Origin of the sequence: Methanosarcina sp. (assembly GCF_035390745.1) — an archaeon.
In the GTDB taxonomy this organism is placed as follows: domain Archaea; phylum Halobacteriota; class Methanosarcinia; order Methanosarcinales; family Methanosarcinaceae; genus Methanosarcina.
The window spans coordinates 68,587-93,434 of the sequence record NZ_DAOOUJ010000002.1 but is presented as its reverse complement, the minus strand read 5'-3'; the positions used below and the strand labels follow the sequence as shown (position 1 = coordinate 93,434).

Below are 24,848 nucleotides of genomic sequence, written 5' to 3'. Positions count from 1 at the left end.
AGATAATTTATCTTAGAAAAACCCAGACCATATCCCTGACAAAATAATTAACCGAGATCCAAAACCCTGAAGCCCTAAAACCATGGACATCCGAACCACCCGTTATTTGAAATCCTGTTTTCAGAAGTATTATAAAACCGCCGAGATAGGCCTTCCTGACCACCTGCCTAACAGGGAATGGGCTTTTATCTTTTATGATGACATGCCGGAAAAGATGATGCACAGGCACAAATCTTTCGGCTCGCCTGGAGAAGCTCTTGATTACCTTTACGGCATGGCGCCTGCGCATGTTTATAACTCTACCGCTTATTATGAATACCCTGATGCGCGGAAAATGAACGAGAAAAACTGGCTCGGCGCAGAGCTCATTTTTGATCTTGATGCAGACCACCTGCCGGACGCACCGAGGAATTATGCGGATATGCTTGAGCTTGTAAAGAAAGAGACTTTCAAGCTGATGGACTTCCTTTTAGACGATTTTGGGTTCTCAGAGCAGGAGATCGAGCTCGTATTTTCCGGAGGGAGAGGGTACCATTTCCACATTACAAGTCCGAAAGTCCTGAAGCTCGGCAGTTCCGAAAGAAGGGAAATCGTGAACTATGTCAGCGGCAGAGACCTTGATTTCAAGCACTTTTTCAGGGAAGTTGCAATGGACGGAGATTTCGGGACAGGCTCAAAGTCATTTAAAGGGATCAAGAACGTGCCGATGAAATGCACGCTCGTGGGTTATGATTCGGGGTGGGGGAAGAGGATTGCACTTTACCTTACGGATTACATGAAAGCAGAGTGCGGAAAGAAATACAAAAAAGATATGTTTTCCGAGCTTAGAAGGCATGAGAAGGTAGGGGACACCACAATCAAAAAGCTAATTAATATTACTAACAGTGAAAACGGCTTAAAGGATATTCTTGAGAGAGGAAGGCTGGACTTCGACGTAAGAAACTTTAAGGAGATTGCCGCATATTTCATGCAGGAATCAAGGGAAAATTTCCTGCACAGGTTCGGAGCGAGCGTTGACGAACCTGTAACTGCCGACATCAAAAGACTTATTCGTGTGCCCGGATCCCTGCACGGCGGATCAGGGATGATGGTTAAAAAACTTTCTTTGTCCGAACTGGAAAGTTTTGATCCGCTGAATGATGCGGTTGTTTTTGGCGAGAGACCGGTAAAAATAACTGTTTCAAAGCCTTTCTCAGTACAGTTAAAGGGCAAGGATTTAAGAATAGATGAAGGCATACAGGAAGTTCCGGAGTACGCAGCCGTATATCTGATTTGTAGAGGTGTTGCAGAATATGGATATAGAAGAAATCAGCCAGACACTGTATAAAGAAAAAAACCAGACCCTGAAGACAATTCCGGCTGATTTTTACCTGGAAGCCGAAAAATACATCCGGGAACTTGAGAAAGAGATAAGTAAAATAAATAATCCCCGTTCACCGGAGTCAAAAATGCTCAACGATGAGCATGAAAGAGCGCTTTCTGACCTTGAGACCATATTTATGAAAAGGATAGGAAAGGTCATTACCAGGGCAACGATCCAGTCTCACGCTGATAAACCTATTTCAAAGGATATCGAAAAACTGCTTCCTGCGGAAAAACTGCTTTATGACCTTGTGATTCAGGGAATCGAAGCTGCAAAAATAGAGCTGCTTGGCCCCATTCTTTACCCTGATTCCGGAAAGACTGCTAACTGGCCCTGTGTATGGGCTTCAAGACAGGCTCCTGCCCCAGTTCATTCGGAAGTAAAAAACGGGGAAGAAGTAACCGTGACTGCAGCGGAAAAGGAAACCGGGACAGATCCGGGCAAAAACAATATAAACGAAAACTATGTTGTTGTTCGAATACTGAAGGATTTGCCTACCTTCACAGGTGCAGACGGCAGGAATTATACGGTCAATGCCGAAGATGTTGTTGTTTTGCCGCAACTGAATGCAACAGGGCTGATAAAGCGGAATGCAGCAAAACTGATTGCTGCGGGGGACAAAAGTTCCGTAGAGAAGAATTCCGAAAAGAATTAATTTCTTGAAACATGCAGCTTTTTTTAGCCAGAAAAACAGTTTGATGGCAACATCAGAATGCCTGCAAATGGAAGGCTCATGCCTTATGAAAAAAGAGGCACTTCAGGTAATAGCATTATTATTTATATGTGTAGCTATATCTGTGTAGCTTAACCTTGTTAGCGTGCTCTGACCTCGTCTCCGATAGAGACCGCAACTCAGGATTCGAGACAAAAGAGGTCTGAATTATTTCAAACTCATCAATCAAAGGCTTCCCAAATAATAGCTTCCCAGGAAATAAAACGCCATACGTAACGCCATACGTATTAAACAAGTATATTTAAACGATGCTTTTCCGCCAAAGCCGGAACATGCACACCAATACCAATAATCGACAAAAAGGTGTAAAGAATGAAGATTCCAAAGAAGTTCAGAACTTACTGCCCGTTCTGTAAGACCCACCAGGAACACGTAGCAGAGAGGGTAAAGAAGGGCCAGGCTTCATCATTAACCCACATTGCAAGGCAGAAGAACAGACAGCAAGGCATAGGGAACAGCGGAAAGTTCTCCAAGGTGCCCGGCGGCGACAAGCCGACAAAGCGCATCTGGCTCAGGTATCGCTGCTCAGTATGTAAGAAAGCACACCAGAGACCCTGCTTCAGGGCAAAGAAGTTCGAGTTCAAGGAGTAAGATAATATGGTAGACTATACCCAGAGGCCAAAGAGCAGGTTCCTGCGCGTAAAGTGCAACGACTGCGAAAACGAACAGATCATATTCGGAAGCGCAAGCCGCAAGATTACCTGCGTTGTCTGTGGAAGAACCCTTGCCGAACCAACCGGTGGAAAATCTACAATTACCACTCACATCCTGGAAGTGCTTGAATAACCGGACCGGTAAAAGCACTGAACAGGAGTACAGTAGAGAGTAATAAAAGACAAAAATCGAGAAGTGGTACGAATGGGAAACGATAACTGGCCCGAAGTCGGAGAGTTTGTTGTCTGTACGGTGAAGAATGTAACTGATTTCGGAGCCTACGTCGAGCTTGAGGAATTCGGAGGGCGGGAAGGTTTTATCCACATCTCTGAAATTAAAGCAGGCTGGGTCAAATACGTCAGGGATTACGTCAGGGAAGGGCAGAAGATTGTCTGCAAGGTTCTGAACGTGGACCCTTCCCGCGGCCACATAGACCTTTCATTGAAAGACGTGAACGAGCACCAGCGGCGGGCTAAAATCCAGGAATGGAAGAATGAGCAGAAAGCCGCCAAGTGGCTCCAGTTCGTGGCCGAAGAGACCAAGACAGATGAAAACGGCCTGCAGGCTCTGCACGAGAGACTTGTAGAAGACTTTGGAAGCGCATATTCAGCCTTTGAAGAAGCAGCTATCGAAGGGGAGAAGGCTTTTAAAGGACTTAAAGTCAACAAGAAATACCTGAAGAGCATAGTCAAAATTGCAGGAGAAAATATCAAACTGCCTTTCGTGGATATCGCAGGGTATGTTGATCTGACCTGTAATCTTCCAAACGGCATAGAGGTCATAAAACAATCCCTCAGTGCTGCGAATTCCATCAGCGATGTAGATGGAAAGGATGTCAGGCTCGACATAACTTACACGGGGGCTCCGAGATATCGAATCAAGGTGATAGCTCCTGATTATAAGAAAGCCGAATCAGTCCTTAAGAAATCCGCCCAGACGGCAATAGACACTATTTCCAAACTCGGTGGACACGGGGTCTTTAAACGGCATATCGAATCGACAAAGGCGTGATACCCTTTGGGACAAAAGATCCGCAAATGCAAAAATTGCGGCAGGTACACTTTAAGGGAAAAATGTCCGGTTTGCGGGGGAGATGCCTTACCCGCTATCCCGGCTCGCTTTTCTCCTCAGGACCCTTATGGTAAGTACCGCAGACTGGCAAAGAAAGGATAAGGATTTTTATGCAGCAAAGTATACTTGTCCGCCTGAAAGAAAACCTTGCACTCAAAAACCCCATAATGGTTGTCGGACTTCCAGGAGTAGGGCTTGTGGGCAAGCTGGTAGCAGAACATCTTGTAGACGAACTCGCGGCTGAAAAGATTATGGAGGTTTATTCCCCACACTTTCCGCCTCAGGTTCTTGTCAACAAAGATTGTACCGTCCGTCCGGTAAGCAACACCATATATCAGGGGAAAGCAAACGAAACTGATGTTCTTTTTCTCGTTGGAGACCACCAGAGTACCACTGCACAGGGGCACTACGAACTCTGTTCTCTTTACCTGGACATTGCAGAGGAACTGAAAGTTCCCAGGATATACACTCTCGGAGGCTACCCGACAGGCAAACTCACCTATGAAGAGACAGTCCTTGGAGTTGCCAACAGCACTGAACTGATAGAAGAGATTAAAAAATACGGAGTGGAGTTCAGGGAATCCGAGCCGAGCGGAGGAATCGTAGGAGCTTCCGGCCTGCTTGTGGCTTTCAGCGGGATGAGGGGCATAGATGCCGCCTGCCTCATGGGAATGACACCCGGATACCTTATGGACCCTAAAAGCGCCCAATCTCTTTTGAAAGTGCTGTGCAATATTTTCGGAATCGAGGTAAATACAGACTCTCTGAAGAAAAAAGCTGAGGAAATGGAGAACATCCTCGAGAAATTGAAAGAAAAAGAAGAACAGCAGAACCTCCCGGAAGTCAAGCCCACGGAAGAAGACCTGCGTTATATAGGATAAATATACATTTCAGGAAGTAAATAAGGACAAAAATCCGGATAAACACACTGTAGAGAACCTGATAGTTAAAAACTTCTGGCGAAAGGTTCGGAAATGAAAGTCAATGCAGACCTCCATCTTCATTCAAAGTACTCGATGGCATGTTCCATGAAGATGGAATTGCCCTCAATTGCAAGTGAAGCCTCGAAAAAAGGGATGGAGCTTATAGGTACAGGGGACTGTACCCATCCGAAGTGGCTCGAAGAGATTAAGAAAGCAGCCATTTCAGACGAAGAAATCAGGATAGGAAACATTTCTTTTATCCCTACTACCGAGATTGAAGATATCGACCGTGTGCATCACCTTCTTATTTTGCCTTCAATTTCAAAAGCCGAAGAGCTGTCAGAAAGAATTGCCCCTTTTGGAAACCTTGAAGCAGATGGAAGACCCGCAGTTAAGCTGGACGGCTGTGAAATTGCCGAGATTGCAAAGGATATTGGAGCTCTTATCGGCCCCTGCCATGCTTTTACTCCCTGGACTGCTCTTTACGCTTACCATGACAGCCTGGAAAGCTGCTATGGGAGTATGACAGATTACGTTTCTTTTGTTGAACTTGGACTGAGCGCAGACAGTGATTATGCGGACAGGATTGAAGAACTGCACCGACTTACTTTTCTCACAAACTCTGATGCCCATTCCCCGTCTGCTAATAAATTAGCAAGGGAATTTACTCAGTTCAATGTCCCTGATATTACCTTTGATGGCATAAAAAAAGCCATTCTGAGGGAACAGGGATACGGGTCTACTCTGAATGTCGGCTTTTTCCCTGAAGAAGGAAAGTACAACAGGTCTGCCTGCATCAAATGTTTTACCCAGTATACTCTGCCCGAAGCTGAAGCTATTAAATGGCGCTGTTCTGCATGCGGAGGCGTTATAAAAAAAGGAGTGTTTGACCGGGTCAACGAACTTGCTGATTTTGAAGAGCCCAGACATCCTGTTTACCGCCCGCCTTATCTTCACCTTATCCCTCTTGCAGAAATCATACAGATGGCACTTGGCCATGCAGGTGTCCAGACAAAAGGCGTAAAAACAGCCTGGGAAACCCTTGTAGAGCACTTTGGAAACGAGGTTGAAGCCCTTATTTATGCAGAACCCGAATACCTGAAAATAGTGGACGAGAAGATAGTGAACGCAATTCTCGCCTTCAGGAAAGGTAATGTTATAATTCACCCGGGAGGAGGAGGGCAGTACGGCTGGCTTGAACTGCCTGAACACCTGAAAAATGAGAAGGCTGAACCTGCAGTAAAAGCCGGTGAGGAAAAGAAAAGAGCTTCAAGGATGACGAAGGAGAAAGAAAAGCCCGGGACCCAGATATCTTTCTCTGACTTCGAGCAAAAAATTACTGGAAAAGCATTAAAGGCGGATGTAGAGATGGCAGCTGGAACAGAAGCAAAAAGATCAGAAGAGAATACAGAAAAAACTGCAGGTCAGAAATCCCTTTTTGATTTTTAAAATTATGGAATTCGCGAGAATAAAATATATAAGATAGAAAGTATATTCACTTTACTCTGCACCAGAAACGCCGGGCGATGCCCGGAAACTTCCTCATTACTTAAATACTTTGGAATCAAAATGCCCAGGTCGTCTAGCGGTATGGCGACGGTCTCGAAAACCGTTCCCTTTGGGATCGCAGGTTCGAATCCTGCCCTGGGCGTAAATTCCAAATTAAATCTGTTAAAACCTTTTTTAGAAAAAGTAAAATCGCCTGAATTCCTTTTTTTACTTTCAAGGCGTTTTAAGGGAAGATTGTAGATCAGTAGCTGTAATTCTAGATAGATTAGTGAGTTATAATTCTGGGACTACTGGACGAAGTAAAAACTCGTAAGAAGCCTTTTCTTCACTGTAGAAAAGCAAAGAAGGGGCTTCACTATCAATAATAAATATAGGTTTATTACCACTGCTTTGAAGAAAGATATCAGTGGTTGAATTATGCCTTATTACAGATCATTTATTTGGCTGGGGGTATGGTAGAATTGTTACCAGACATATTTACTGCAGGAGGCTTGGGAGGCAGAGTAGTATTGTTGCCAGGCATTTCTCCAGCAGGAGGCATACTAGCGTTGGGAGACACATTACCCTCTGTTTCTTCTACAGGGGTAACTTCTTCGGTAGGAGTAACTTCTTCGGTAGGAGTAACTTCTTCGGTAGGGGTAGCAGTTTCAGCTTTTTCGCCACCTGTGCACCCTGATATTGCTACTATGGAAAGAAGCAGCAAGCTAATTACTAAAAAGCTCATTTTCTTCATTTTGTTTACCTCAATATCATTTATTTTATAGTTTTCATGAAGAGTAGAAGTGTTTTAAATTTACCCAGATGCGTAGAAATTATTTCCTAACTTCCTCACATTAGAGCATTGTGAATAGTATTGAATAACACTACCTTTAATAATTATTTCGGTTTATTCTTAAAAAAAATAAATCTAAATGATCTTTTTGGATATTCTCTTCTTTTAAGGGCTCTTTTTTCCAAATAGATCCAGTTTCTTTTTCTAAAAAATATGATATAGATCTCTTTCCATTAAAAATTAAGATGCTCTGGTGTATAGATTTAGATTTTAATATCAGACACACTGAGCGTTAGAAATAATAGATATAACCTGATAATAAGGTGAAAAAAGATTTCAAACAAAGGGGAGAGATATATGAGTTCCAAAGACAACCTCAAAGCTGCATTTACCGGCGAATCGATGGCAAACAGAACGTATCTGGCATTCGCAAAGAAAGCAGACGAGGAAGGGTATCACCAGATAGCTAAACTCTTTAGAGCCGCTGCTGCTGCAGAAACAGTCCATGCCCTCAATCACCTTCAGCGCATGGGCGGTATTGGGACCACAATGGATAACCTGAAAGAAGCAATTGAAGGGGAAACATACGAGTTTACGAAAATGTACCCCCAATTCATAGAGGAAGCACAGGCAGAAGGGGACAAAAGGGCTCTCTGGAGCTTTGAAGTAGCAAATAAAGTAGAAAAAGTTCATGCCATGCTGTACGAAAAGGCACTGCAAGAAATTGGAAATAACAAAGAAGTTGACTATTACGTATGTCCGGTCTGCGGACATACTGTAGAAGGCGAACCCGAAGGCAACTGCCCGATCTGCGGGGCATCTGCATCCAAGTTCAATAAAATCGACTGAAAACCCCGATAAAACAGCATTTTCGGGCAATTATCGAGAGATAGAGAGCTGACAAATAAGAAAAGCTCTCTACCTGCTTTTTTGCTTCCATATGCCTTATTTTCCTGCTTAAAATTTGCTTTGTTCTAATGTGCTGAGGAAGAAATAGAAATATTTAAGGAACATTTTAAAAACATTTTCTTGAAAACATTACTTCCTGCCGTTAAGTATTTAAAAGAGAAAAGATATGTCAGTATCCTTGTTAATCAATATTAAGGGGCTGTGGCCTAGCCCGGCATGGCGATGGGCTCCAGCGGATAAATGATGAACAACGGGTCTACCGAGTCTTTCCCGACGGGGCAGGACAATGAGGAACCGTTGGAGCACTGATAGATGCTCACCAGAGAACTGTTAAAGCAGTTGTTCGGAGATACCCGTCGATCGTGAGTTCGAATCTCACCAGCCCCACGTTTTTTCTTTTCTTTAATTTTGCTATGTCTCCTTTTTTAAACTCGTTCTGCATATTCTGATCTTAATCTGTTATGTTTAGAGAAATGAACATAGAAAAACCGGCAGGGCTGGAAATAATTACTTTCACAAAGCTTCCCCAACAGTTATTACCTTCAAAATACAATCTTCTTCTAAGATCCGATTTTTCTATATCCATCCAAACGACCGAGGTTGTCCTTTGAGGCGAGAAAAAGAAAAAATAGCAGTCCTTGTCAGAGCTACCCCGGAGAAGAGCAAAAGAAATGGGGAAGGGCACGCTGTTGGAGTTACCGGCATCAACAAAGATGGGGAGCTCCTCAGGCTTTACCCTCTCAGGTTCAGGTATGGGGAAGGGCTGGTGGATTTCAGAAGAAATGACCTGCTTGAGGTTACGGTTACAAGGCCTGAGAACGATATGAGATGGGAGAGCAGGAAAGTCCTTGATTACGTTAACCTTGGAAGGCCTGCAAAGGACAGGGAAATAAAAGAGCTTATCCTGCCGCTTGTTACTTCTTTAGAAAGGCTGAATATCGAGGGAGCAAGCCTCGGAGTGGTAAAGCCCGAGCTTCTGGATATTGAAGTTAAGGTAAACAGCCTTGAGACCTTTGACCGGCAGCAGTATTTTGATATGATGGGAGACTTTCTGGAGAAAGGAGAAAAAGCTGGAATGCCTGTAGAGATAAAGTATACTTTCAGGTGCGAGGGAGAAGAAGCCTGCAGAGGGCATAAAATTGTTCTGCTTGACTGGGAAATCAATGAAACCGTACGGAATATAGTGAGGGAAGAAAAAGAACATCTGGCTGTGAAAAAAAGAATAAAAGAGAAGCTCTTTGAACGCTTAAAAGAAAAAGAACTTTACTTTATAATGGGGACTCATTTCACGTATGGGACATGGCTGATCACAGGGATTTTCTGCCCTGAAAAAGAAAGCGTTAATCAGAGGAGTATCTTTGATTTCAGGCAGAAGAGAAGAGTTTCTGAAATAAATAAAGGACTGCAAACAAAAGTAAGATAAAACCTGTAGAAAACCTTCACTTAAACAGGTTTTAGAAAAATTAATTAGGAAAAATTAATAAACAGAGACTGGACGCTGCCTGATCCTGAAAAGCTCATCATTCAAGCTCTTTTTCCAGAAAAGCTTCCAGACGGTCCATGCCTTCTGCAATGTTTTCCAGGCTGTTGGCATAGGAAAAACGCAGATAGCCCTCTGCCCCGTTCCCGAAGTCTATGCCTGGAGTTACAGCCACTCCTGCCTCATTAAGGATCCTGCGGCTAAATTCAAGGGAATCGCTGCAGTATTTTCGGGCATCGGCAAGGACATAAAAAGCTCCCATCGGCTCTTTGCGTACATCGAGCCCCATGCCGATAAGCCTTTTTAGCATGTACTGGCGGCGTACATTGTAAGTCTGGACCATCTCAGCAACGTGATCCTGAGGGCCTTTCAGGGCTGCAATACCGGCTTCTTGAACGAAAGAGTTGGCACAGATAAAGAAGTTCTGGTGAATTTTCTGAAGTGCACGTACACATTCAGGAGGACAGATAATATATCCCAGCCTCCAGCCGGTCATTGCATACAATTTCGAAAAACCGTTAAGGACAAAGGCATTCCTGGTATATTCAAGGATTGTATGATCTTCTCCGCTGTAGATCAGACCCTGGTAGATTTCGTCCGAAATGATAGGAATACCTCTTTCCTCAGCTATTGCTGCAAGACCCTGAAGATTTTCTGGAGACATGACGTGCCCGCCGGGATTTGATGGGCTATTGATAAGAATGGCTTTCGTATAGGGGCTCAAACACTGCCTTACCGTTTCCGGCTCAAGGGCAAAACCGTTTGCCTCACTCGTGTAAACAAAAACAGGAGTCCCCCCAAGATGTTTTACAAAATTAGGATAGCAGGCGTAGTGAGGGTTCGACATAATTACTTCGTCTTTCTTTTCAAGAAGAGCCATAAAAACAATGAGTAGAGCAGGGCTTGTCCCGGAAGTAACAATAACCTGGCCCGGATCCAGGTCAACTCCAAACTTCCTGTAGTAAGACTCAACTATTGCCTCTCTGAGCTCGGGCAGTCCCTGGCTGTGAGTGTACTTAGTCATGCCCCGGCCAATAGCAGCACATGCAGCTTCACATATATGGGGAGCGGTGGGGAAATCAGGCTCTCCGACCTCAAGATGGATTATGTGCCTGCCCTGAGCTTCCAGAGCCTTGGCACTTTCCAGGACTTCCATCACATAGAAAGGAGGAATATCTTCGGATTTTTTTGAAAGAATACATTCGGCATTTATCGAAAACATAAAAGACCTTCTGAAAGATGATCACTATAAAAGCCACAAGTTAGAAGCAAATAATAACACTGAGTATGTACCTGAAACTGCGTATGCTTTCAAGATTTAAAAATCCTGTGGGGAAAACAAAAAGTTAGAACTGAAGACGCAAAAAAGGGAATTAATCCCCGAGAAAACTGAAAAGAAAAAATAAACTTTCTGGCTGGACAGATTCTATAGAAAGTTAATCTTTCGGCATAATTTTATCTACAACCTTCACATCCGGCCCATCCCATCCCTGATTTTCAAGCATCTTTGCAAAGTCACGCTGAAAGGTCTGGAATTTTTCAACGTTTTCAGGGATAATATTAAGGAAGTCATAATCTCCATAAGCTCCTGTAAAGAAGGAAGCTACCGTTTCTTCAAATTTTTCCTCGATCCTCTGCGGATACCAGAACCCGAATTGAGAAAGCAAAACGAAGTTAGGGTCAGGCACAGGAGTTTCTCCAGAATAAGAATAAAGACCAATAAATACCTCTTCTCCTGACTTTGCCAGGACCAGTTTTTTTTCAAATTCCGGTATCTGAAGTTTCAGGAACCATTCACCCTTTAAAAGGTCTTCAGGTTCTTTGATAACTCCATGGGCTTTAAGAATCCTTTCAGCTACCTGCTGGATCTCCAGAAGCATGCTGTTACGCTGTTCCTCAGGCATATTTAAACAGGAAATGCAGAATTCTTCCGAGGGAACTCCTGATCGAATGTCAGGCTCTTTTACCTTCGTCTCCTGCTTCTCAGCCTTATTCTCACGATTTTCAGGAAATTTCTCATCACTATGAGTTTCGTTCCTGTGCGGTGTTTCGATCTCAGGATATTTTGTCATGACTGCACCCCCGTTAATGTATATAGGATGTGGATGTCCATAAGCATTGGGATTGGTCCTGAACATCTGAATTCAATTTCACCCTGCATTCCTGAGGAGCAGGGTTTCAGGAACTGTGCATTTCCCGGCTTTTAACCAATCCTGCCTCTCTGCTTTCCTCGTGTGAATCCTCTTTTACATCTTCAGAAGCAAGCCACCTGATTCCAAGATATACAAACGGAGTATCAAGAAGAGCGAAAATTACCTTAAGGGCCCAGAGCGGCAAAACCATAGAAAATACTGCAGCCACATCCATTTCAGGAGTTGCGCGATAAAAAGCAATAAACATGAAAACTATAGAGTCAAGCAGCTGGGAGACAATTGTTGAGAAGTTGTTCCTGAGCCACAGATATTTCCCATTTGTTTTTTGCTTCCAGAAATTGAAAGCCCAGATGTCGTGATACTGGCTTATAATAAAAGCGGTTACACTTGCCAGAATCATTCTCAGGGAGTTTGAAAAAACATACTTATAAGCTTCATTATGCGGATACAGAGGAGAAGGGGGCAGGCCCGTGCTTACAAATACGAAAAATATAGCAATACAGAGTGAAAGAAAGCCTGCATGTACGAAAATCTTTGTCGCTTCTTTTCCTCTAACCTCTTCGACTATATCCGTAATAAGAAAAGTAGGCGGATATCCTAAAAGGCCGACAGAAGTTACTATTCCGAAAATCTCAATTAGCTTGCTTCCCAGAAGGTTTCCAAGGAGCAGGCAGCTGACGAACATAGTTAGCAAAAGCTGTGTTTTGTAATCTATGGGTTTCATGGATTCTCAGGGTTTAAATTGGGTTTGGGGTTGTTAGGGGGAAGATATAATACTGTAAGTGGAATACCTTGATTTACATAATATCGGTTTACAGATATTCTGAAACGTCAACTATAAAGTAACGGGCTGTACAGGCAAAAAGTTATCTGAAACGCTCTGCTCTTTTGAAAAGGTTTTGAGGTGATCGGTCTACTTCATCACATATGATTTTATGAGGGATGGAAGGAGGCAGGATAGAGCAGGCCTGGCTGTCCGTACCCCGCAGTCCCCAGGTCTCGTCTGTGAGCAGGAAGTAGGAGTTTTCAAGCCTGATGCCTTTCGATTTCAGGGAAGAAAGAATCTCCGGGTCTGAGAGGTCCTTTCGAATTTCTTCAGCGGCTTTTACCTGAGTGCCCGGACCTCCTTTTTTTATGGAATAAAAACGGTCATCAGAAAGGATTTTCTCCATATTACGGATTACCAGCCTGTAGCAGGTTTTTTTATTTGAAGACATTTCCGGCACTTTCTCAAGATAAAAAACACTGCTTTTATTGCGGGCAATATCTGTGAGAATATCTTCACGTCTTGAAAAGGATTCCACATTACATGTAGCTGTACTTGAGAAAAAAACAGGAAACTTTTTAGACAGACTGTCTGCGGCTGCCTGATACATCTTTTCACGGGGGATATATTCGAAGCTGATTCTGGACTCTGGAAACTCCTTTTCCACTTCCCCTGCCTTTCCCTGAAAAGTTTTTACGGCTTCGGTAGAATCGTTATAGAGAATTATTTCTTTATCCCTTTCGGAAAAAGTCCTTACAAGGGACATCGCGAAGTTAAGGGCTGCAAGTTCACATTCAAGGTTGTTCTGAGGATTTCCCGGGACTTTAGTTGTGGATTGATGAAGTTGCATACCGTTCCGCAGCACCACGCAGCCGATATAGGAGTCTTCACTTTCATTGTAGGATGAGTCGCAGTAGACTTCAAGCATTTTTACTTTCACCTTTCTGGTAGAGAGAATTTAAAGTAAGCCAGGCTCAGGATTAAAAAAGGTAGACCATAGCTTAAGACTTATAGATATGGGTAATTACGTTCTTACAAAAATAATGTTTTAATGAGAGAAAAAGATTTTCAGCATTAACCGGGATAAAAAGGCAGAAAAAAGAAAGGAAAGAAAAGAAGAAGAGGAAAAAGGAAAAATGCAATCAGATAATGATTGCTGCGGTTCTTTCGTCCTTTTCTTCGTTGAAGTCTGTTACGAGAGCTTCTGTTGTTAGAACCATGCCTGCAATTGAAGCAGCGTTCTGGAGGCCGCTCCTTACAACTTTTGTAGGGTCGATTACACCTGCTTCGAAGAGATCTTCAAAAACGTCTCTTTTTGCATTGTACCCAAAGTGTTCACTGGATTCAGCCTTTATGGCTGCCACAACCTCAGCGCCTTCTCTGCCTGCATTTGCTGCAATCTGGCGGACAGGATCCTCTATGGCTCTCTGGACGATCTTTACACCGACCTGCCTGTCGCCGTCAAGGTTAAGAGATTCAAGAATCGCAGCTGCGCGGAAGAGACTTATTCCTCCTCCTGTAACCACACCTTCCTCAACTGCGGCTTTTGTGGCATTCAGAGCGTCATCAATTCTCATTTTCTTTTCCTTAAGTTCGGTTTCGGTTGCAGCTCCCACTTTGATTACTGCAACGCCGCCTCCCAGCTTTGCCATGCGCTTTTTGAGTTCGGTTTTTCTGTAATCGGTTTCAGCAATATTTATCTGGGCATCGATAATCCTGATCCTTTCATCGATATCTTTCTTGTTGCCTCTGCCTTCTACAATTATGGTTTTATGGTTGTCAACCGTGACTTTTCTGGCACTTCCGAGCATGTAGTCGCTGAATTCTTCAAGCTTCATACCCTTTTCTTCGCTGATGACCTGCCCGCCGGTAAGGACAGCAATGTCCTCGAGCATTTCTTTTCTCTCGTTTCCGAACCCTGGAGCCTTTACAGCGCAGACCTTCAGGGCTCCTCGAATAATGTTCAGAATAAGGGCAGCCTGAGCATCTCCATCAACGTCCTCTGCAATAATCAGGAGGGGCCTTCCTTCAGAAGCGACCTTTTCAAGCACAGGTACAATCTGCTTCATGCTGTTGATTTTTTTGTCAGTAATCAGAATATAGGGATCTTCAAATTCACAGATCATTTTCTCGGTATCAAGTGCCATATAGGGGGAAACAAATCCGCGGTCGAACTGCATACCCTCGACCACATCAAGGCTGGTTTCCATGGTCTTTGAGTCTTCAACAGTTATTACCCCGTTGTAGCCGACCCTTTCCATAGCATCGGCAATCAGGTTGCCTATTTCTTCGTCATTGTTTGCAGAGATAGTAGCTACCTGAATGATTTTGTCCTTGCCCTTTACTTCCACACTTTTTCCTTTGAGATACCCTACGACTTTTTCCGTGGCAATCTCGATCCCCTTCTTGACTTCTATGGGGTTTGCTCCGGCACTGATGTTCTTTAATCCTTCCCGGATCATGCTCTGGGCAAGAAGGGTGGCTGTTGTTGTTCCGTCCCCTGTGTTGTCCTGGGTTTTGGAAGCGACTTCTTTAACGAGTTTGGCTCCCATATTTTCAAATTTGTCATGGAGCTCTATTTCTTTTGCAATGGTGACACCATCGTTTGTGACCACAGGCTTTGTAGTTTTATCCAGAACGACATAACGGCCCTTGGGTCCCAGAGTTATCTTGACGGTATTTGCGACTTTATCCACACCGTTTAAGAGTGCTTTTCTTGCACCCTCATCAAACATTATCTGCTTTGAAGCCATCTGTATCACCTTAATTAAGATCAATATTTCTACCGAATTAAATCATGGTTTATCGAGGTCATTATTTGCCTGACATTCACCAGACTCATGATTTACTGATATTCATGGTTGCCTGATTCAGTATTTTCAGAAAAGGCCTCATTCAATGTTATTCTTCAACAACCGTTGCCAGGATATCTTTGAAGTCGACAAAAATGTATTTTTCGTCATCGATTTCAATCTCGTCGGCCTGGTATCCCCCGTAAATTACATGATCACCTTTCTTCAGGGGGAGTTCTTTCCCGTCTTCAAAGGTTCCCACGGCAATAACAATTCCTTCTTTCTTCTCCTGCCGTGCAGATTCCGGGATGTAGATTCCGCCTTTAGTTACTTCTTCTTTCTTCTGGTGCTTGAGTAATACTCGTTCGCCAATAGGTTTGACAATCATCTTTTGTTCCTCCTATGTGTAAGCGACCTTAATATTAGCTGAAGGTTAACTTGCTGCTAGAAGTCAGTATAAAATCGGTGAATTATTGAGCTTTTTAGCGCCCAACTATCTGCATATAATGTAAAACTTATATTTAAAAATTACCCGCAAATATGAGAATAGATATTAATTTAATAAGAATAATCACAATAAAATAGATATGATGTCTACAAATTTAAATAAACCTTATATATCTGAATATCTAAAATAGTAGACAGATGGTTCAGCAAATTATCCTCAGAAACCTCGAAAAACCCAGAATCAAAAGCCTTGAAGAAGACCTCCTGTGGTTCTGTGATAGCTTTGGCTTCTCTTCGGGCAGGGACACCGAAAGCACAGCTAACAGGATAATTTTCAGCCTGCTTGAAAGGCTCTCAAATGAGAGTGAAAGTACATCGGAAGCTCTGGCTGAAGACCTGGATATGAAAATCTCAAGAATCAACCATCACCTCCGGAACCTCAATGAGTCCGGGCTCCTGTACAGGAAAAAACGCCTGATTTATCTGAGGGGAGGAAGCCTTAAAGCTGCGGTAAAGGAGATGAGGAAGGATTCGGAAAGGATACTGGACGAGCTGGAAAGCATAGCCGAAGAAATAGACCTGATGATGGGCCTGAAAAACAGGTAAAAAGGATACTGAAAAATACCTGAAAATACCTGAAAAACAGTTAACAACTGGTAAATGGATAATAAACTGAAACAGAGAGTTGATACCGGAAAAGAATTCAATAATTACCTGCATTTATTTTAATCAATGAATAAAGTCTCCATAGTTCCCTGTTCTGATTACTCCAGCGCAAAAGAAACAATAGCTAAAGCTCTTGATTTGCTCGGAGGCCTTGAAAACGTAATCAATCCTGGAGATAGCGTACTCCTCAAGCCAAATATTCTCGCAGCAAGCCCGCCTGAAGCTGCCACAACCACCCATCCGGCTGTGGTCTCAGCAATGTGTGAATTCGTGCTCAGTGCCGGAGGAAAGCCGGTAGTCGGGGACGGAGCGGGAATATCAAGGCCAGGTGCTACTGCAAAAGCCCTGAAAGCCTCGGGAATAGAAGAGGCTGCCTTAAAAGCAGGAGCCAGGGTTGTGAACTTTGAGACTGCAGGTTTTACCCTCACGGAAGTCCCGGAGCCCCTCCAGTTCCGAAAACTGTACATTGCAAACCCTGTCCTTGAAGCCGATGTTGTAATATCCCTTCCGAAATTGAAAACACATGAGCTTACGTATTACACGGGTGCGGTCAAGAATTTCTTTGGTACTCTTCCTCTTAAGTGCCGGAAAGAGACTCATCTTCTTGGAAAACGTGACCTTTTTGGCGAAGCTGTTGCTGATCTATACTCTATAATAAAACCTGATTTTGCGGTGATGGATGGGATTATCGGCATGGAAGGAAATGGCCCCTCCCATGGAAACCCGGTAAACTCAGGAGTAATTCTGGCGAGCAGGGACTGTGTTTCCCTGGATATTATTGCGGCAGAGATGATAGGATTTGAACCCCTTAAAATTCCGACGACCGCAGGTGCCCTGAAAAAAGGGTTCGGAAACCAGTGCCCTGTCGTGGTTGGAACACCGTTAAAAGAAGTCAAAAAGAAATTCAAACCTTCAAGCGGAGGAGTCAGTACAGCTCCGACTTTCCTGACGCGCCGCCTGGGGAAATATTATACCATATACCCCAGGATTAACCAGAGGAAATGCACCCGCTGTGCAGCGTGCTACAACAACTGCTCTCCCCATGCTGTGGAGCGTCTTGAAGACGGGAGTTTCAGGATCAACAGAGAAAAATGTATTTTATGCTACTGCTGCCGCGAACTCTGCCCCAATAATGCAGTAGAAATTAAAAAATCACTTCTCGCAACTCTTTTAACAGCAAAGGAAAGTCTATTTCAAAAAACATAACTGATAAAAGTAGAAAAGTGGAAAAACGGGCAGAGAAGGGATGGAAACCTGTATTACATTATAACACTTTCCATTTTATCTTTTTGCAAGATCTTTTAACCCAGAACGCCGAAAATATGTATAAAAAGAATCTTTTGCTCAACCAAATTACCCTGTGCTCATAATAAGAAAGGTGATGGTGAGATGGTCTATACCTATGTAGATACGGAATATGCTCCGGAAAGATGTTCCCTGTGCAATGGAACCGGACATGTTGAAGGTAAAATCTGTGAGGCATGCGGAGGACAGGGAAACGTGCTCGTTGCCCAGCCTGCAATAATATGCCCGCTCTGCAACGGGTCAGGAAATTTAGAAAGCGGAACCTGCAGGGCCTGCGGAGGAAGCGGATGGGCTCTATTCTGAAGGTAACCGGGGAATGATTTCAAATTATCTCATCTACCTTCATAAGTCTGAAGCGGGCCTATGGCTCTTCAGCAGATGATTTATCGGAAAGCTCCTCTGAACTCTCCAGCAAGTCTTTTTTTTCGTTTTGCTTTGCCAGAATGTCTTTCTTTTTTTCTTCAGACAGGCAGCCAAAGCAGGTTTCATACCTTGAAGATTTATACTTTTTTCTGCATACGGGACAGAGTTCCATACCCCTCAGGCTTGCAAAATGGCAGCGCCTGCACAGCACAATTGCATGCTCAAGAGATGCACCTTCTTCTTCTGCTTTTTTAATCTCCTCTTCGATAAGCTCTTCAATTCCGTTTTCCTCAAGCCATTCACGGTAGGTTGTGAGAATCGTTTCAAGGGGAGTGGCATAATGTCTTCAATTCCGTTTTCCTCAAGCCATTCACGGTAGAGCTGTTTAAAGTTTCCTTCTCCCTTATCTTCAACGAGTTTCTCAATACGCTGCTCTTCAAGGTCAGTATGGTCAGGTTCGGTCTTATGGATGGTTGAGGCTTTGTGCCATACAGGATGACTTTTATGGCGGTGTTTACCGGTAAGGATATATTCGAATTTCTGGTACTTCTGCCTGTATACTTCTTTAAATCTGGCATAGGCGAGATTATAAACCCCTGTGCGAATTTCTGCCGGAGAAAAAGCTCCAGGAGTATGGACACAGAGAAAGTCAGATGAGCCGCACCAGGCACAGACTTTACCTTCAATGAATTCGGACCTTTTTAGTTTCCATTCCCTGGAGGTTCGTTTCATCTGATACCTGTAAGATCTTTCGCAATAAACAAATTTTGGCATATTGCCCTATAAATTATGTACAGAGGATTATGACTGTTTTGAGTAAATTATATAGATTGCATAGAGTTAAGGAAACAATTTAAAAAATAATATAATCAGTATTTAGAAGAAATTTTTACAAAAGATAGAGCATAAAGCTCTAGAGAGATAGGGAAATCAGTACAGAGAAAACCTCTATAGACTCCGATTTTTACAAGATTTAGATAAATCATATAAATGATTTAGAATCCATATCTCTGTAATACTATCTAAATAATATTAGCTCATTAAGATAACTATTTATACAAAGTATATGTACACTATATCAAAGTACAATTAAAAAACAGCTAAAAAGTTGTTGAAACATGGCTGAAGATTGAGGTATCCAGTTACCTGAATCTTACAGGCGAAGTTGAAACTAATTAAAAAAGTGGGAGAAATTTATGGAGTATATAACTAAAACATGTCCAGTTTGTGGGCATGAATTTGTAGTCCTTGAAAAGGTTGAGAAAAAAGCAATCTACTGCACGCTTGAATGCCTTTTAGCAGCTCAGGGGAAAAATAATAGAGAAAAAGTTTCCCCGATCATATCTGCATAAAAGGTCATATTGCATAAATTATCAGTTTCATGGGGAAAAGCATAATTTCTTTACTTTTCCCTTTTACCTGAATCAATTAAAAACTGAATAACCTGAAGCAACTGAAGATTAAAACCAACTTAAATCAAGATAAATCAGGACAATAACTTAACAGTGGGGGAAAAATTATGAGAATAAGAGTAGTTAGTTCCAGGGAAGAGATCTTTACACTTAATCCGAATGAGCGTCTTGTTCACCTGGCATTCAGACCTTCAAACAAGGACATCTTTGGGCTTATTGAAACATGCCCGAAGATTGAGGTAATTCAGTTACCCAAATCGTACATGTCTACGGTCTCAAAGTCCATAGAGATGTTCCTTCAGATGCAGAGGATCCAGCTCCTTGAAGGAGATGTCTGGGGACACAGAAAAGATATTAACGAATACTTCACAATTCCATCCTCGGTAATCGAAAAAATAAAGATGATGAAGGCAGAAGGCAAAGCCGCTGAGGAAATTGAGAAAAAGGTTGCAAGGGAAAGTAAGCTGAACCCTGGGATGGTCGGCTATATCCTGAATAAGGAAATAACTGCCTGATCTTTACAGGACAATGTATGACCCTTGAGGCTGTGCTGGAGATTAGATCGTACAGCTATCGATTCCACATCACATTTATCTAATCTCCAGCTTAAGTCTTGAAACTTTTATAATTTGATGATTTTTGATTGATTACAGATACTTAACACGTTAACAGATATTGTGTTAACAGATGTTGGTTAACAAATCTGTATCCCGTATTTGTTTACCAAATATGTTTTATAACCCGGGACTTATAATTTTGCCTGCTTTGCTCTGGCAATATTATCGATATGGGATTTTCCGGGATTGTCTGCCTCAGTATTATACCTGCAAAGATAAAAGATATTTAAAGCTGGAGATCCCATGTTCCGGGCTTAAGAATATTTTTTGCTCTATTTCAGATCACAGGAGCCTGTCTAATTATCAAAGATAGAACCTGAAGAATCTATTGAAGAGACTTTCTCTGACTTCTCTTTATAATATTCGAAAAGTTCTCTCCCCCAGACAAGAGCTCGGGGTTCAAAACCAAGAAGGTATTGACCTTCAAATCTCCCTTTTTTATTGAATAACCCGAGCAGTAAAGCGCTATCCGAAATCGCAACCAATGCAGGGATTTCAAGAGGGAGCCCTGAGTAAACAAAAACAGAGGCGTTTTTCTTTGCCAGGATTTGCTCCCCCATATCCCGGAAGTCTCCTGAAAACCTGTCAAAAGAATCTCTGCTAAAGATGAGCTGTACCTGAACATTTTTTTTTGCAAGCTCCATAGAAAAAGATGGAGCCAGGGGATGAAAAAAAGAAAAAAGAAGCATAACCTTTGAAGACTCAGTAAAATGATCAATCAGCTCAGGAAACAGATCGAACCCATGAGTTAGCCCTGGTTCTAGAAGCTGGTTCCCCTTAAGGTCTCCTATACGTTTTAGCAGATGAAAAGGAATAGAATCCAGTTTCCTGTGGCCCCAGTAATAATCATTACCTTCAAATGTACTGGCTGCATCCAGAAGAGGACTGGCTTTTTTGACTAATATACTGCCTATGATAGAAAGAGAATATATATCTCCTTGCTGAAGAATTAAACCTTCTTCCTTTAATTTCTTAATATGGGGGAGTAAAGAAACTCTGGAGATCTGGAGCATATCAAGAATTTCATCAATACTTCTGGGCTTTTCTTCCAGCAATAACACTAAATCTTTCCTTTTCTCGGAAAATAAAAGGAGGTTAACAAGCTGTAGCTTCATCTGGTTTGCGCCTTCTAACATAAATCAGCGTCTAGTAGTAGACCAATTGTATAAAAAATTTAGATAAATATAACACTGTATAATCACTGGTGTATAGATATAAATGTTGCCTAAAACTAAAGCAAAAAACAAAGAAGTTAGAGGAAAAACAGAGAATACCTGATACGATTATTATTGGTTAACTGGAATCAGAACAAAAAAGACATATTTAAAAAAATACATTATTAAAGAAAAAATTTTAATTTTAAATTGACCCTGAGAGTAGAAGTTTAGGGAGAAAGAGGAGATTTCGATTAACAAAATACTTCCTGTGCTACTACTGATATTATTGTTAACTTTTATGGCTGGATGCACCGAGAAACAGACAGACACTTCAGGAAATCAAACAGACATCTCAGAGAATGTAACCATAACCCACAGGACATATGGTGCCTTCACACTTCCGGAAATGCAGCTGCAGGAATTGACCGTGAATAGCACCTCAGTTGTATTTACAACTTCGGATAACGAAGGAAAATTTAAGAAAACATATGAAAAACCTTTCAATGAAACTGCTTTCAGAGACCTTATAAATCTGTTTGAAGAAAACCAGTTCCTTCAGATGGAAGAGCGTTATGTTCCGCAGGAAGGGCAGCCTATAGTTACAGATGTCGGAACACTGGAAATTAGCCTGATTGAGGAAAACCGCACGAAAAAAGTAACTGTGGACCCTTATTATTCCGAATATATGCCAGAAGGACTTAAGGAGATCGATTCTGCACTGGTTGAACTGCGGGCTTATGCTCTGTCCACCTCTCCGGAAGAAGCTGAAAAAATAGCCGAAACCTGGATAAAAAGCGCGCCTACTTACAGTTTTGATGACTTTGACCTGAAACTGGAAGACCATGAAGTGCTTGAGACATTCCCTGAGCAGCACGTTCTGAACTACACTTTTACGAGCAGTTACGGAGGATACGGAAACCGGACAGACCAGATTGTAACCGAAGCCCTCACCCCTCACAGTATAGAAATCATTATTTCTGAAAGCGAGGTAATGTCTGCAGTAATCGACGGCAAGTGGGACGAAATTGCCCAGCAGCCTCTTGAAGATGAGTCAGATACTGCTGACAATACCACAGGAGTTTCAGGAGCAGAGGAAAACTTTGTAGAAATGAAGTATCCTGTATCTGAAGAAAAGACTCCCTGGGAAAAGTGGTATGGAGAAGGTAACATCCAGTTCATTAAAGCCCCCACTCAGGCAGAACTGATAATCGCTTATTACGGAAACGTGTACGAGATAGATGTTTTGGATACACAGACTGATGGGGACTGCGCCCCAGGATATCCCTGCAGCGAGTATTATATTGTAAAGGTAAAGGAAAGAGACTCTGCACAGATGAGAGAACTGGGATGGACAGACCTGGACGAGAAATAAAATTTAAAAAAAACAGCAAAACCAATATAAGAAGAAGCCTGGAAGCACTGCGTCCCTTTTACTGTATCCCCCCCTACAGCAGCCCCGCCAATATACTCCCCCAAGCATACTGATCCGGAGCAGGATCAATTGCCTCCAGGCAGTTCTTTACTTATTTTTCATACCCTCAAACTTTATAACTCCACAAATATAACATTATATCATTAACTATTTCTAATTAATTACCTAAAAAATTTTTTCCAAACAAAAAAGAGTCCCGTGTAGAAAATTTCAAAGAAAGAAAAAAACCTGCTAGGGGGCTGCATCCAGATAAAAGCACCTGAGTTCTTCTGTTCATCCATTTTTTAATCAGGTTTCATTAGTTAAGGTCTCATTCTCTGAAATGTTAAACCATAAAATGAACTCTGCTCCATTGTCTCTTTTGGATTAAATATCCACCCTTTGATCATGGAGTAGAATAATAGGATAGTTTAAGCTGAAATTAATAAGCTATACACTTAAGGATTCAAATATAGATAGTATAAATCACAAATCTTCTTATGAATTATTCAGATTCAATTGGGGTTGAAGGAAAATGATGGCAATTTACAGAGATCGAGTAGACGCAGGAAAAAGATTGGCAAAAGAACTTTCAAAATACTCGAACCGTACGGATGTGCTGATACTGGCACTCCCCAGGGGAGGAGTCCCCGTAGCGTTTGAAGTCGCAAAAGAGCTGAACGTAAAAATGGATGTTTTCATAGTGCGGAAGCTGGGAGTTCCCGGAAATGAAGAACTGGCAATGGGAGCAATTGCATCTGAAGATGTCCGGGTTTTGAATGAAAATGTTATAAAATCGTATAAAATACCTGACAGAATTATTGCTACGGTAGCTGCAAATGAACTCAGGGAACTGGAACGCAGAGAACGCAAATATCGTGGAAACCGCCCAAAACCGGATATAGAAGGTATGACTGTAATCCTGATAGACGACGGGCTTGCAACCGGAGCGACAATGCATGCAGCAGTTGAAGCCCTTAAAACCAAACACCCGGCTAAACTGGTTGTTGCAGTCCCTACAGCTTCCCCGGAGATGTGCAGATTCTTTAAAAAAATAGTAGACGAAATGATCTGCGCCGCCACTCCTGAACCTTTTTATTCGGTAGGGGCCTGGTATGGGGACTTCAGCCAGACCACAGACGAAGAAGTATGCAAGATGCTGGAAAAAGCACAGAGCCTTCCGGCAAAGTAAGTTTATAGACAAAGGGGGGGAAATATGAGCTCATCATCGAATATTGGTAAAAGGAATGTTGAAGTCCGCATTCCTGTGGACTCAGCCTATCTTGAAGGAAACCTGCAGATTCCAGAAGGAGCCAGAGGAATTGTTGTTTTCGTACACGGAAGCGGAAGCAGCCGCCACAGCCCGCGCAACAAGTACGTTGCAGAAGAGTTTCAGAAAGAAGGGCTTGCGACTCTTTTATTTGACCTTCTTACCGTTGAAGAAGAAAGAATTGACATGTTAACCCGCAGTCTCCGTTTTGATATAGGGCTTCTCTCAAAGCGCCTCATTGATGTGACAGGATGGCTCCTGAGCAGACCGGATACTAAAAACCTTAACATAGGCTACTTTGGCGCCAGCACAGGTGCGGCAGCCGCACTAACTGCTGCAAAAGAACAAACGTCAACAGTAAAAGCAATAGTTTCAAGAGGGGGGCGCCCTGACCTTGCCGAAAGCGCCCTGATGTATGTAAAAGCACCAACCCTTTTCATAGTAGGCGAAAGGGATACCCAGGTAATAAGCCTGAATCGGCGGGCTCTTGACATGATGGGTATGCCGGAAAAAGAACTCCGGATGGTTCCGGGTGCTACGCACCTTTTTGAAGAACAGGGAGCTCTTGAAGAAGTTGCCAGGTTAGCAGGGGAATGGTTTAAGAGGTATCTTTCAGAGGAGAAATAAAAAACACATATGAAATTCTTTGAATAACAGGCACAAAGAAATGAAAGTACTTGAGAGTACTTTCAGCTAAAGCGAAATAATTTTGTTACAAAACGACTGAAAAAAATCATGAAATAGTGCTGTGGCCCGGGCGCACTAACTCCGAAAGATCACACTCTGGTTTTCCGCAGTCCCTTTCAGTTACCCTCGTGCCGGGCAGTATCACACTATCGATGTACCGCATTGGGGTTGTCTGTACACTCACAGTCAGGATTTTCCATTATCTCGTGCAAGGACCTATACAATGCGCTGGAAGCCATATATATATTTACTAACTAATAAATATATCGATAAGAATAATTTTTGCTTTGAGCAGATATTTAGAAGCATCAACTAAAAAAGATGAAAAAAATACTCTGATGCGCCCTGAATAAAGGAAAAATGCCTGAATAATATGAAAAATGCCTAA

The 24,848-nt window shown here is 42.6% G+C and carries 27 protein-coding genes and 2 tRNA genes; 20 read left to right on the top strand and 9 right to left on the bottom strand.

Going from position 1 to position 24,848, the window contains the following annotated elements:
• Positions 1–82 precede the first annotated feature (82 nt).
• The 9 genes from priS (at position 83) to PLL47_RS01285 (ending at position 6,395) form a co-directional block, all read left to right on the top strand.
• Positions 83–1,327 (top strand): DNA primase catalytic subunit PriS, encoded by a 1,245-nt coding sequence (gene priS / locus PLL47_RS01325; protein WP_324443935.1) that lies wholly within the window; start codon positions 83–85, stop codon positions 1,325–1,327.
• Positions 1,293–2,018, top strand: coding sequence for a DNA replication complex subunit Gins51 (locus PLL47_RS01320; RefSeq protein ID WP_324443933.1), 726 nt, complete (start codon positions 1,293–1,295; stop codon positions 2,016–2,018). The genes priS and PLL47_RS01320 overlap by 35 nt, the downstream gene beginning before the upstream one ends.
• A 390-nt stretch (positions 2,019–2,408) precedes the next feature.
• Positions 2,409–2,687: a 50S ribosomal protein L44e gene (locus PLL47_RS01315; RefSeq protein ID WP_324443931.1), complete on the top strand. Its 279-nt coding sequence runs from the start codon at positions 2,409–2,411 to the stop codon at positions 2,685–2,687.
• Positions 2,688–2,693: 6 nt separating this feature from the next.
• Positions 2,694–2,882, top strand: coding sequence for a 30S ribosomal protein S27e (locus PLL47_RS01310; protein ID WP_011020692.1), 189 nt, complete (start codon positions 2,694–2,696; stop codon positions 2,880–2,882).
• 72 nt (positions 2,883–2,954) lie between these two features.
• On the top strand, positions 2,955–3,761 hold the full coding sequence (locus PLL47_RS01305) for a translation initiation factor IF-2 subunit alpha (protein WP_324443897.1): 807 nt from the start codon (positions 2,955–2,957) through the stop codon (positions 3,759–3,761).
• Positions 3,762–3,767: 6 nt separating this feature from the next.
• Positions 3,768–3,923, top strand: coding sequence for an RNA-protein complex protein Nop10 (locus tag PLL47_RS01300; RefSeq protein WP_324443895.1), 156 nt, complete (start codon positions 3,768–3,770; stop codon positions 3,921–3,923).
• A gap of 8 nt (positions 3,924–3,931) precedes the next feature.
• On the top strand, positions 3,932–4,702 hold the full coding sequence (locus PLL47_RS01295) for a proteasome assembly chaperone family protein (RefSeq protein WP_324443893.1): 771 nt from the start codon (positions 3,932–3,934) through the stop codon (positions 4,700–4,702).
• A 93-nt stretch (positions 4,703–4,795) separates the two neighbouring features.
• Positions 4,796–6,193, top strand: a complete 1,398-nt coding sequence (locus tag PLL47_RS01290) for a TIGR00375 family protein (protein WP_324443892.1) — start codon at positions 4,796–4,798, stop codon at positions 6,191–6,193.
• Positions 6,194–6,315: 122 nt separating this feature from the next.
• A tRNA-Ser gene (locus PLL47_RS01285) sits at positions 6,316–6,395 on the top strand.
• 294 nt (positions 6,396–6,689) lie between these two features.
• Here PLL47_RS01285 and PLL47_RS01280 read toward each other — a convergent pair.
• Complete coding sequence (locus PLL47_RS01280) at positions 6,690–6,986, bottom strand: hypothetical protein (RefSeq protein ID WP_324443891.1); 297 nt, start codon at positions 6,984–6,986, stop codon at positions 6,690–6,692.
• A 396-nt stretch (positions 6,987–7,382) separates the two neighbouring features.
• On the opposite strand from PLL47_RS01280, the gene PLL47_RS01275 reads away from it, so the two are divergent.
• The 3 genes from PLL47_RS01275 to PLL47_RS01265 all read left to right on the top strand — a co-directional run bounded on the left by PLL47_RS01275 (position 7,383) and on the right by PLL47_RS01265 (position 9,357).
• On the top strand, positions 7,383–7,874 hold the full coding sequence (locus PLL47_RS01275) for a rubrerythrin family protein (RefSeq protein ID WP_324443890.1): 492 nt from the start codon (positions 7,383–7,385) through the stop codon (positions 7,872–7,874).
• Between the two features lie 255 nt (positions 7,875–8,129).
• Positions 8,130–8,321: transfer RNA gene (locus PLL47_RS01270), tRNA-Trp, on the top strand.
• Between the two features lie 220 nt (positions 8,322–8,541).
• On the top strand, positions 8,542–9,357 hold the full coding sequence (locus PLL47_RS01265) for a DUF8757 domain-containing protein (RefSeq protein WP_324443889.1): 816 nt from the start codon (positions 8,542–8,544) through the stop codon (positions 9,355–9,357).
• Positions 9,358–9,454: 97 nt separating this feature from the next.
• On the opposite strand, the gene PLL47_RS01260 is transcribed toward PLL47_RS01265, so the two are convergent.
• From PLL47_RS01260 to groES, 6 genes are all read right to left on the bottom strand, one after another.
• Positions 9,455–10,636, bottom strand: a complete 1,182-nt coding sequence (locus PLL47_RS01260; RefSeq protein WP_324443888.1) for a pyridoxal phosphate-dependent aminotransferase — start codon at positions 10,634–10,636, stop codon at positions 9,455–9,457.
• A 214-nt stretch (positions 10,637–10,850) separates the two neighbouring features.
• On the bottom strand, positions 10,851–11,486 hold the full coding sequence (locus tag PLL47_RS01255) for a hypothetical protein (protein WP_324443887.1): 636 nt from the start codon (positions 11,484–11,486) through the stop codon (positions 10,851–10,853).
• Positions 11,487–11,592: 106 nt separating this feature from the next.
• On the bottom strand, positions 11,593–12,291 hold the full coding sequence (locus PLL47_RS01250) for a queuosine precursor transporter (protein ID WP_324443886.1): 699 nt from the start codon (positions 12,289–12,291) through the stop codon (positions 11,593–11,595).
• Positions 12,292–12,433: 142 nt separating this feature from the next.
• Entirely contained in the window at positions 12,434–13,261 is an 828-nt protein-coding gene (locus PLL47_RS01245) for a ribonuclease H family protein (protein WP_324443885.1), read from the bottom strand.
• Between the two features lie 214 nt (positions 13,262–13,475).
• On the bottom strand, positions 13,476–15,086 hold the full coding sequence (groL, locus tag PLL47_RS01240; protein WP_324443884.1) for a chaperonin GroEL: 1,611 nt from the start codon (positions 15,084–15,086) through the stop codon (positions 13,476–13,478).
• A 148-nt stretch (positions 15,087–15,234) separates the two neighbouring features.
• Positions 15,235–15,513 (bottom strand): co-chaperone GroES, encoded by a 279-nt coding sequence (gene groES, locus PLL47_RS01235; protein ID WP_324443883.1) that lies wholly within the window; start codon positions 15,511–15,513, stop codon positions 15,235–15,237.
• Positions 15,514–15,770: 257 nt separating this feature from the next.
• Here groES and PLL47_RS01230 point away from each other — a divergent pair, with 257 nt between their 5' ends.
• From PLL47_RS01230 to PLL47_RS01220, 3 genes are all read left to right on the top strand, one after another.
• Positions 15,771–16,178 (top strand): ArsR family transcriptional regulator, encoded by a 408-nt coding sequence (locus PLL47_RS01230; protein WP_324443882.1) that lies wholly within the window; start codon positions 15,771–15,773, stop codon positions 16,176–16,178.
• A 126-nt stretch (positions 16,179–16,304) separates the two neighbouring features.
• Positions 16,305–17,444 carry a DUF362 domain-containing protein gene (locus PLL47_RS01225; RefSeq protein WP_324443881.1) on the top strand — a complete coding sequence of 380 codons (1,140 nt, stop codon included), beginning with the start codon at positions 16,305–16,307 and terminating at the stop codon, positions 17,442–17,444.
• A gap of 183 nt (positions 17,445–17,627) precedes the next feature.
• On the top strand, positions 17,628–17,846 hold the full coding sequence (locus tag PLL47_RS01220; protein WP_324443880.1) for a transcriptional regulator: 219 nt from the start codon (positions 17,628–17,630) through the stop codon (positions 17,844–17,846).
• A gap of 237 nt (positions 17,847–18,083) precedes the next feature.
• Here the strand turns inward: PLL47_RS01220 and PLL47_RS01215 are convergent, their stop codons facing one another.
• A complete protein-coding gene (locus PLL47_RS01215; RefSeq protein WP_324443879.1) occupies positions 18,084–18,638 on the bottom strand; it encodes a hypothetical protein in 555 nt (184 codons plus the stop codon).
• A gap of 464 nt (positions 18,639–19,102) precedes the next feature.
• On the opposite strand from PLL47_RS01215, the gene PLL47_RS01210 reads away from it, so the two are divergent.
• Together PLL47_RS01210 and PLL47_RS01205 are read left to right on the top strand one after the other, a co-directional pair.
• The gene (locus tag PLL47_RS01210; RefSeq protein ID WP_324443878.1) at positions 19,103–19,258 is read left to right on the top strand and encodes a hypothetical protein; all 156 of its coding nucleotides are present in this window, start codon (positions 19,103–19,105) and stop codon (positions 19,256–19,258) included.
• 167 nt (positions 19,259–19,425) lie between these two features.
• Entirely contained in the window at positions 19,426–19,833 is a 408-nt protein-coding gene (locus PLL47_RS01205) for a DUF1699 family protein (RefSeq protein ID WP_324443877.1), read from the top strand.
• A 398-nt stretch (positions 19,834–20,231) separates the two neighbouring features.
• On the opposite strand, the gene PLL47_RS01200 is transcribed toward PLL47_RS01205, so the two are convergent.
• Positions 20,232–21,071, bottom strand: coding sequence for a helix-turn-helix transcriptional regulator (locus tag PLL47_RS01200; protein WP_324443876.1), 840 nt, complete (start codon positions 21,069–21,071; stop codon positions 20,232–20,234).
• Positions 21,072–21,390: 319 nt separating this feature from the next.
• Here PLL47_RS01200 and PLL47_RS01195 point away from each other — a divergent pair, with 319 nt between their 5' ends.
• The 3 genes from PLL47_RS01195 to PLL47_RS01185 all read left to right on the top strand — a co-directional run bounded on the left by PLL47_RS01195 (position 21,391) and on the right by PLL47_RS01185 (position 24,400).
• A complete protein-coding gene (locus PLL47_RS01195; protein ID WP_324443875.1) occupies positions 21,391–22,464 on the top strand; it encodes a hypothetical protein in 1,074 nt (357 codons plus the stop codon).
• Between the two features lie 577 nt (positions 22,465–23,041).
• Positions 23,042–23,695 (top strand): phosphoribosyltransferase, encoded by a 654-nt coding sequence (locus PLL47_RS01190; RefSeq protein ID WP_324444004.1) that lies wholly within the window; start codon positions 23,042–23,044, stop codon positions 23,693–23,695.
• A 24-nt stretch (positions 23,696–23,719) separates the two neighbouring features.
• The gene (locus tag PLL47_RS01185; RefSeq protein WP_324443874.1) at positions 23,720–24,400 is read left to right on the top strand and encodes a dienelactone hydrolase family protein; all 681 of its coding nucleotides are present in this window, start codon (positions 23,720–23,722) and stop codon (positions 24,398–24,400) included.
• The last annotated feature ends 448 nt before the right edge of the window (positions 24,401–24,848 follow it).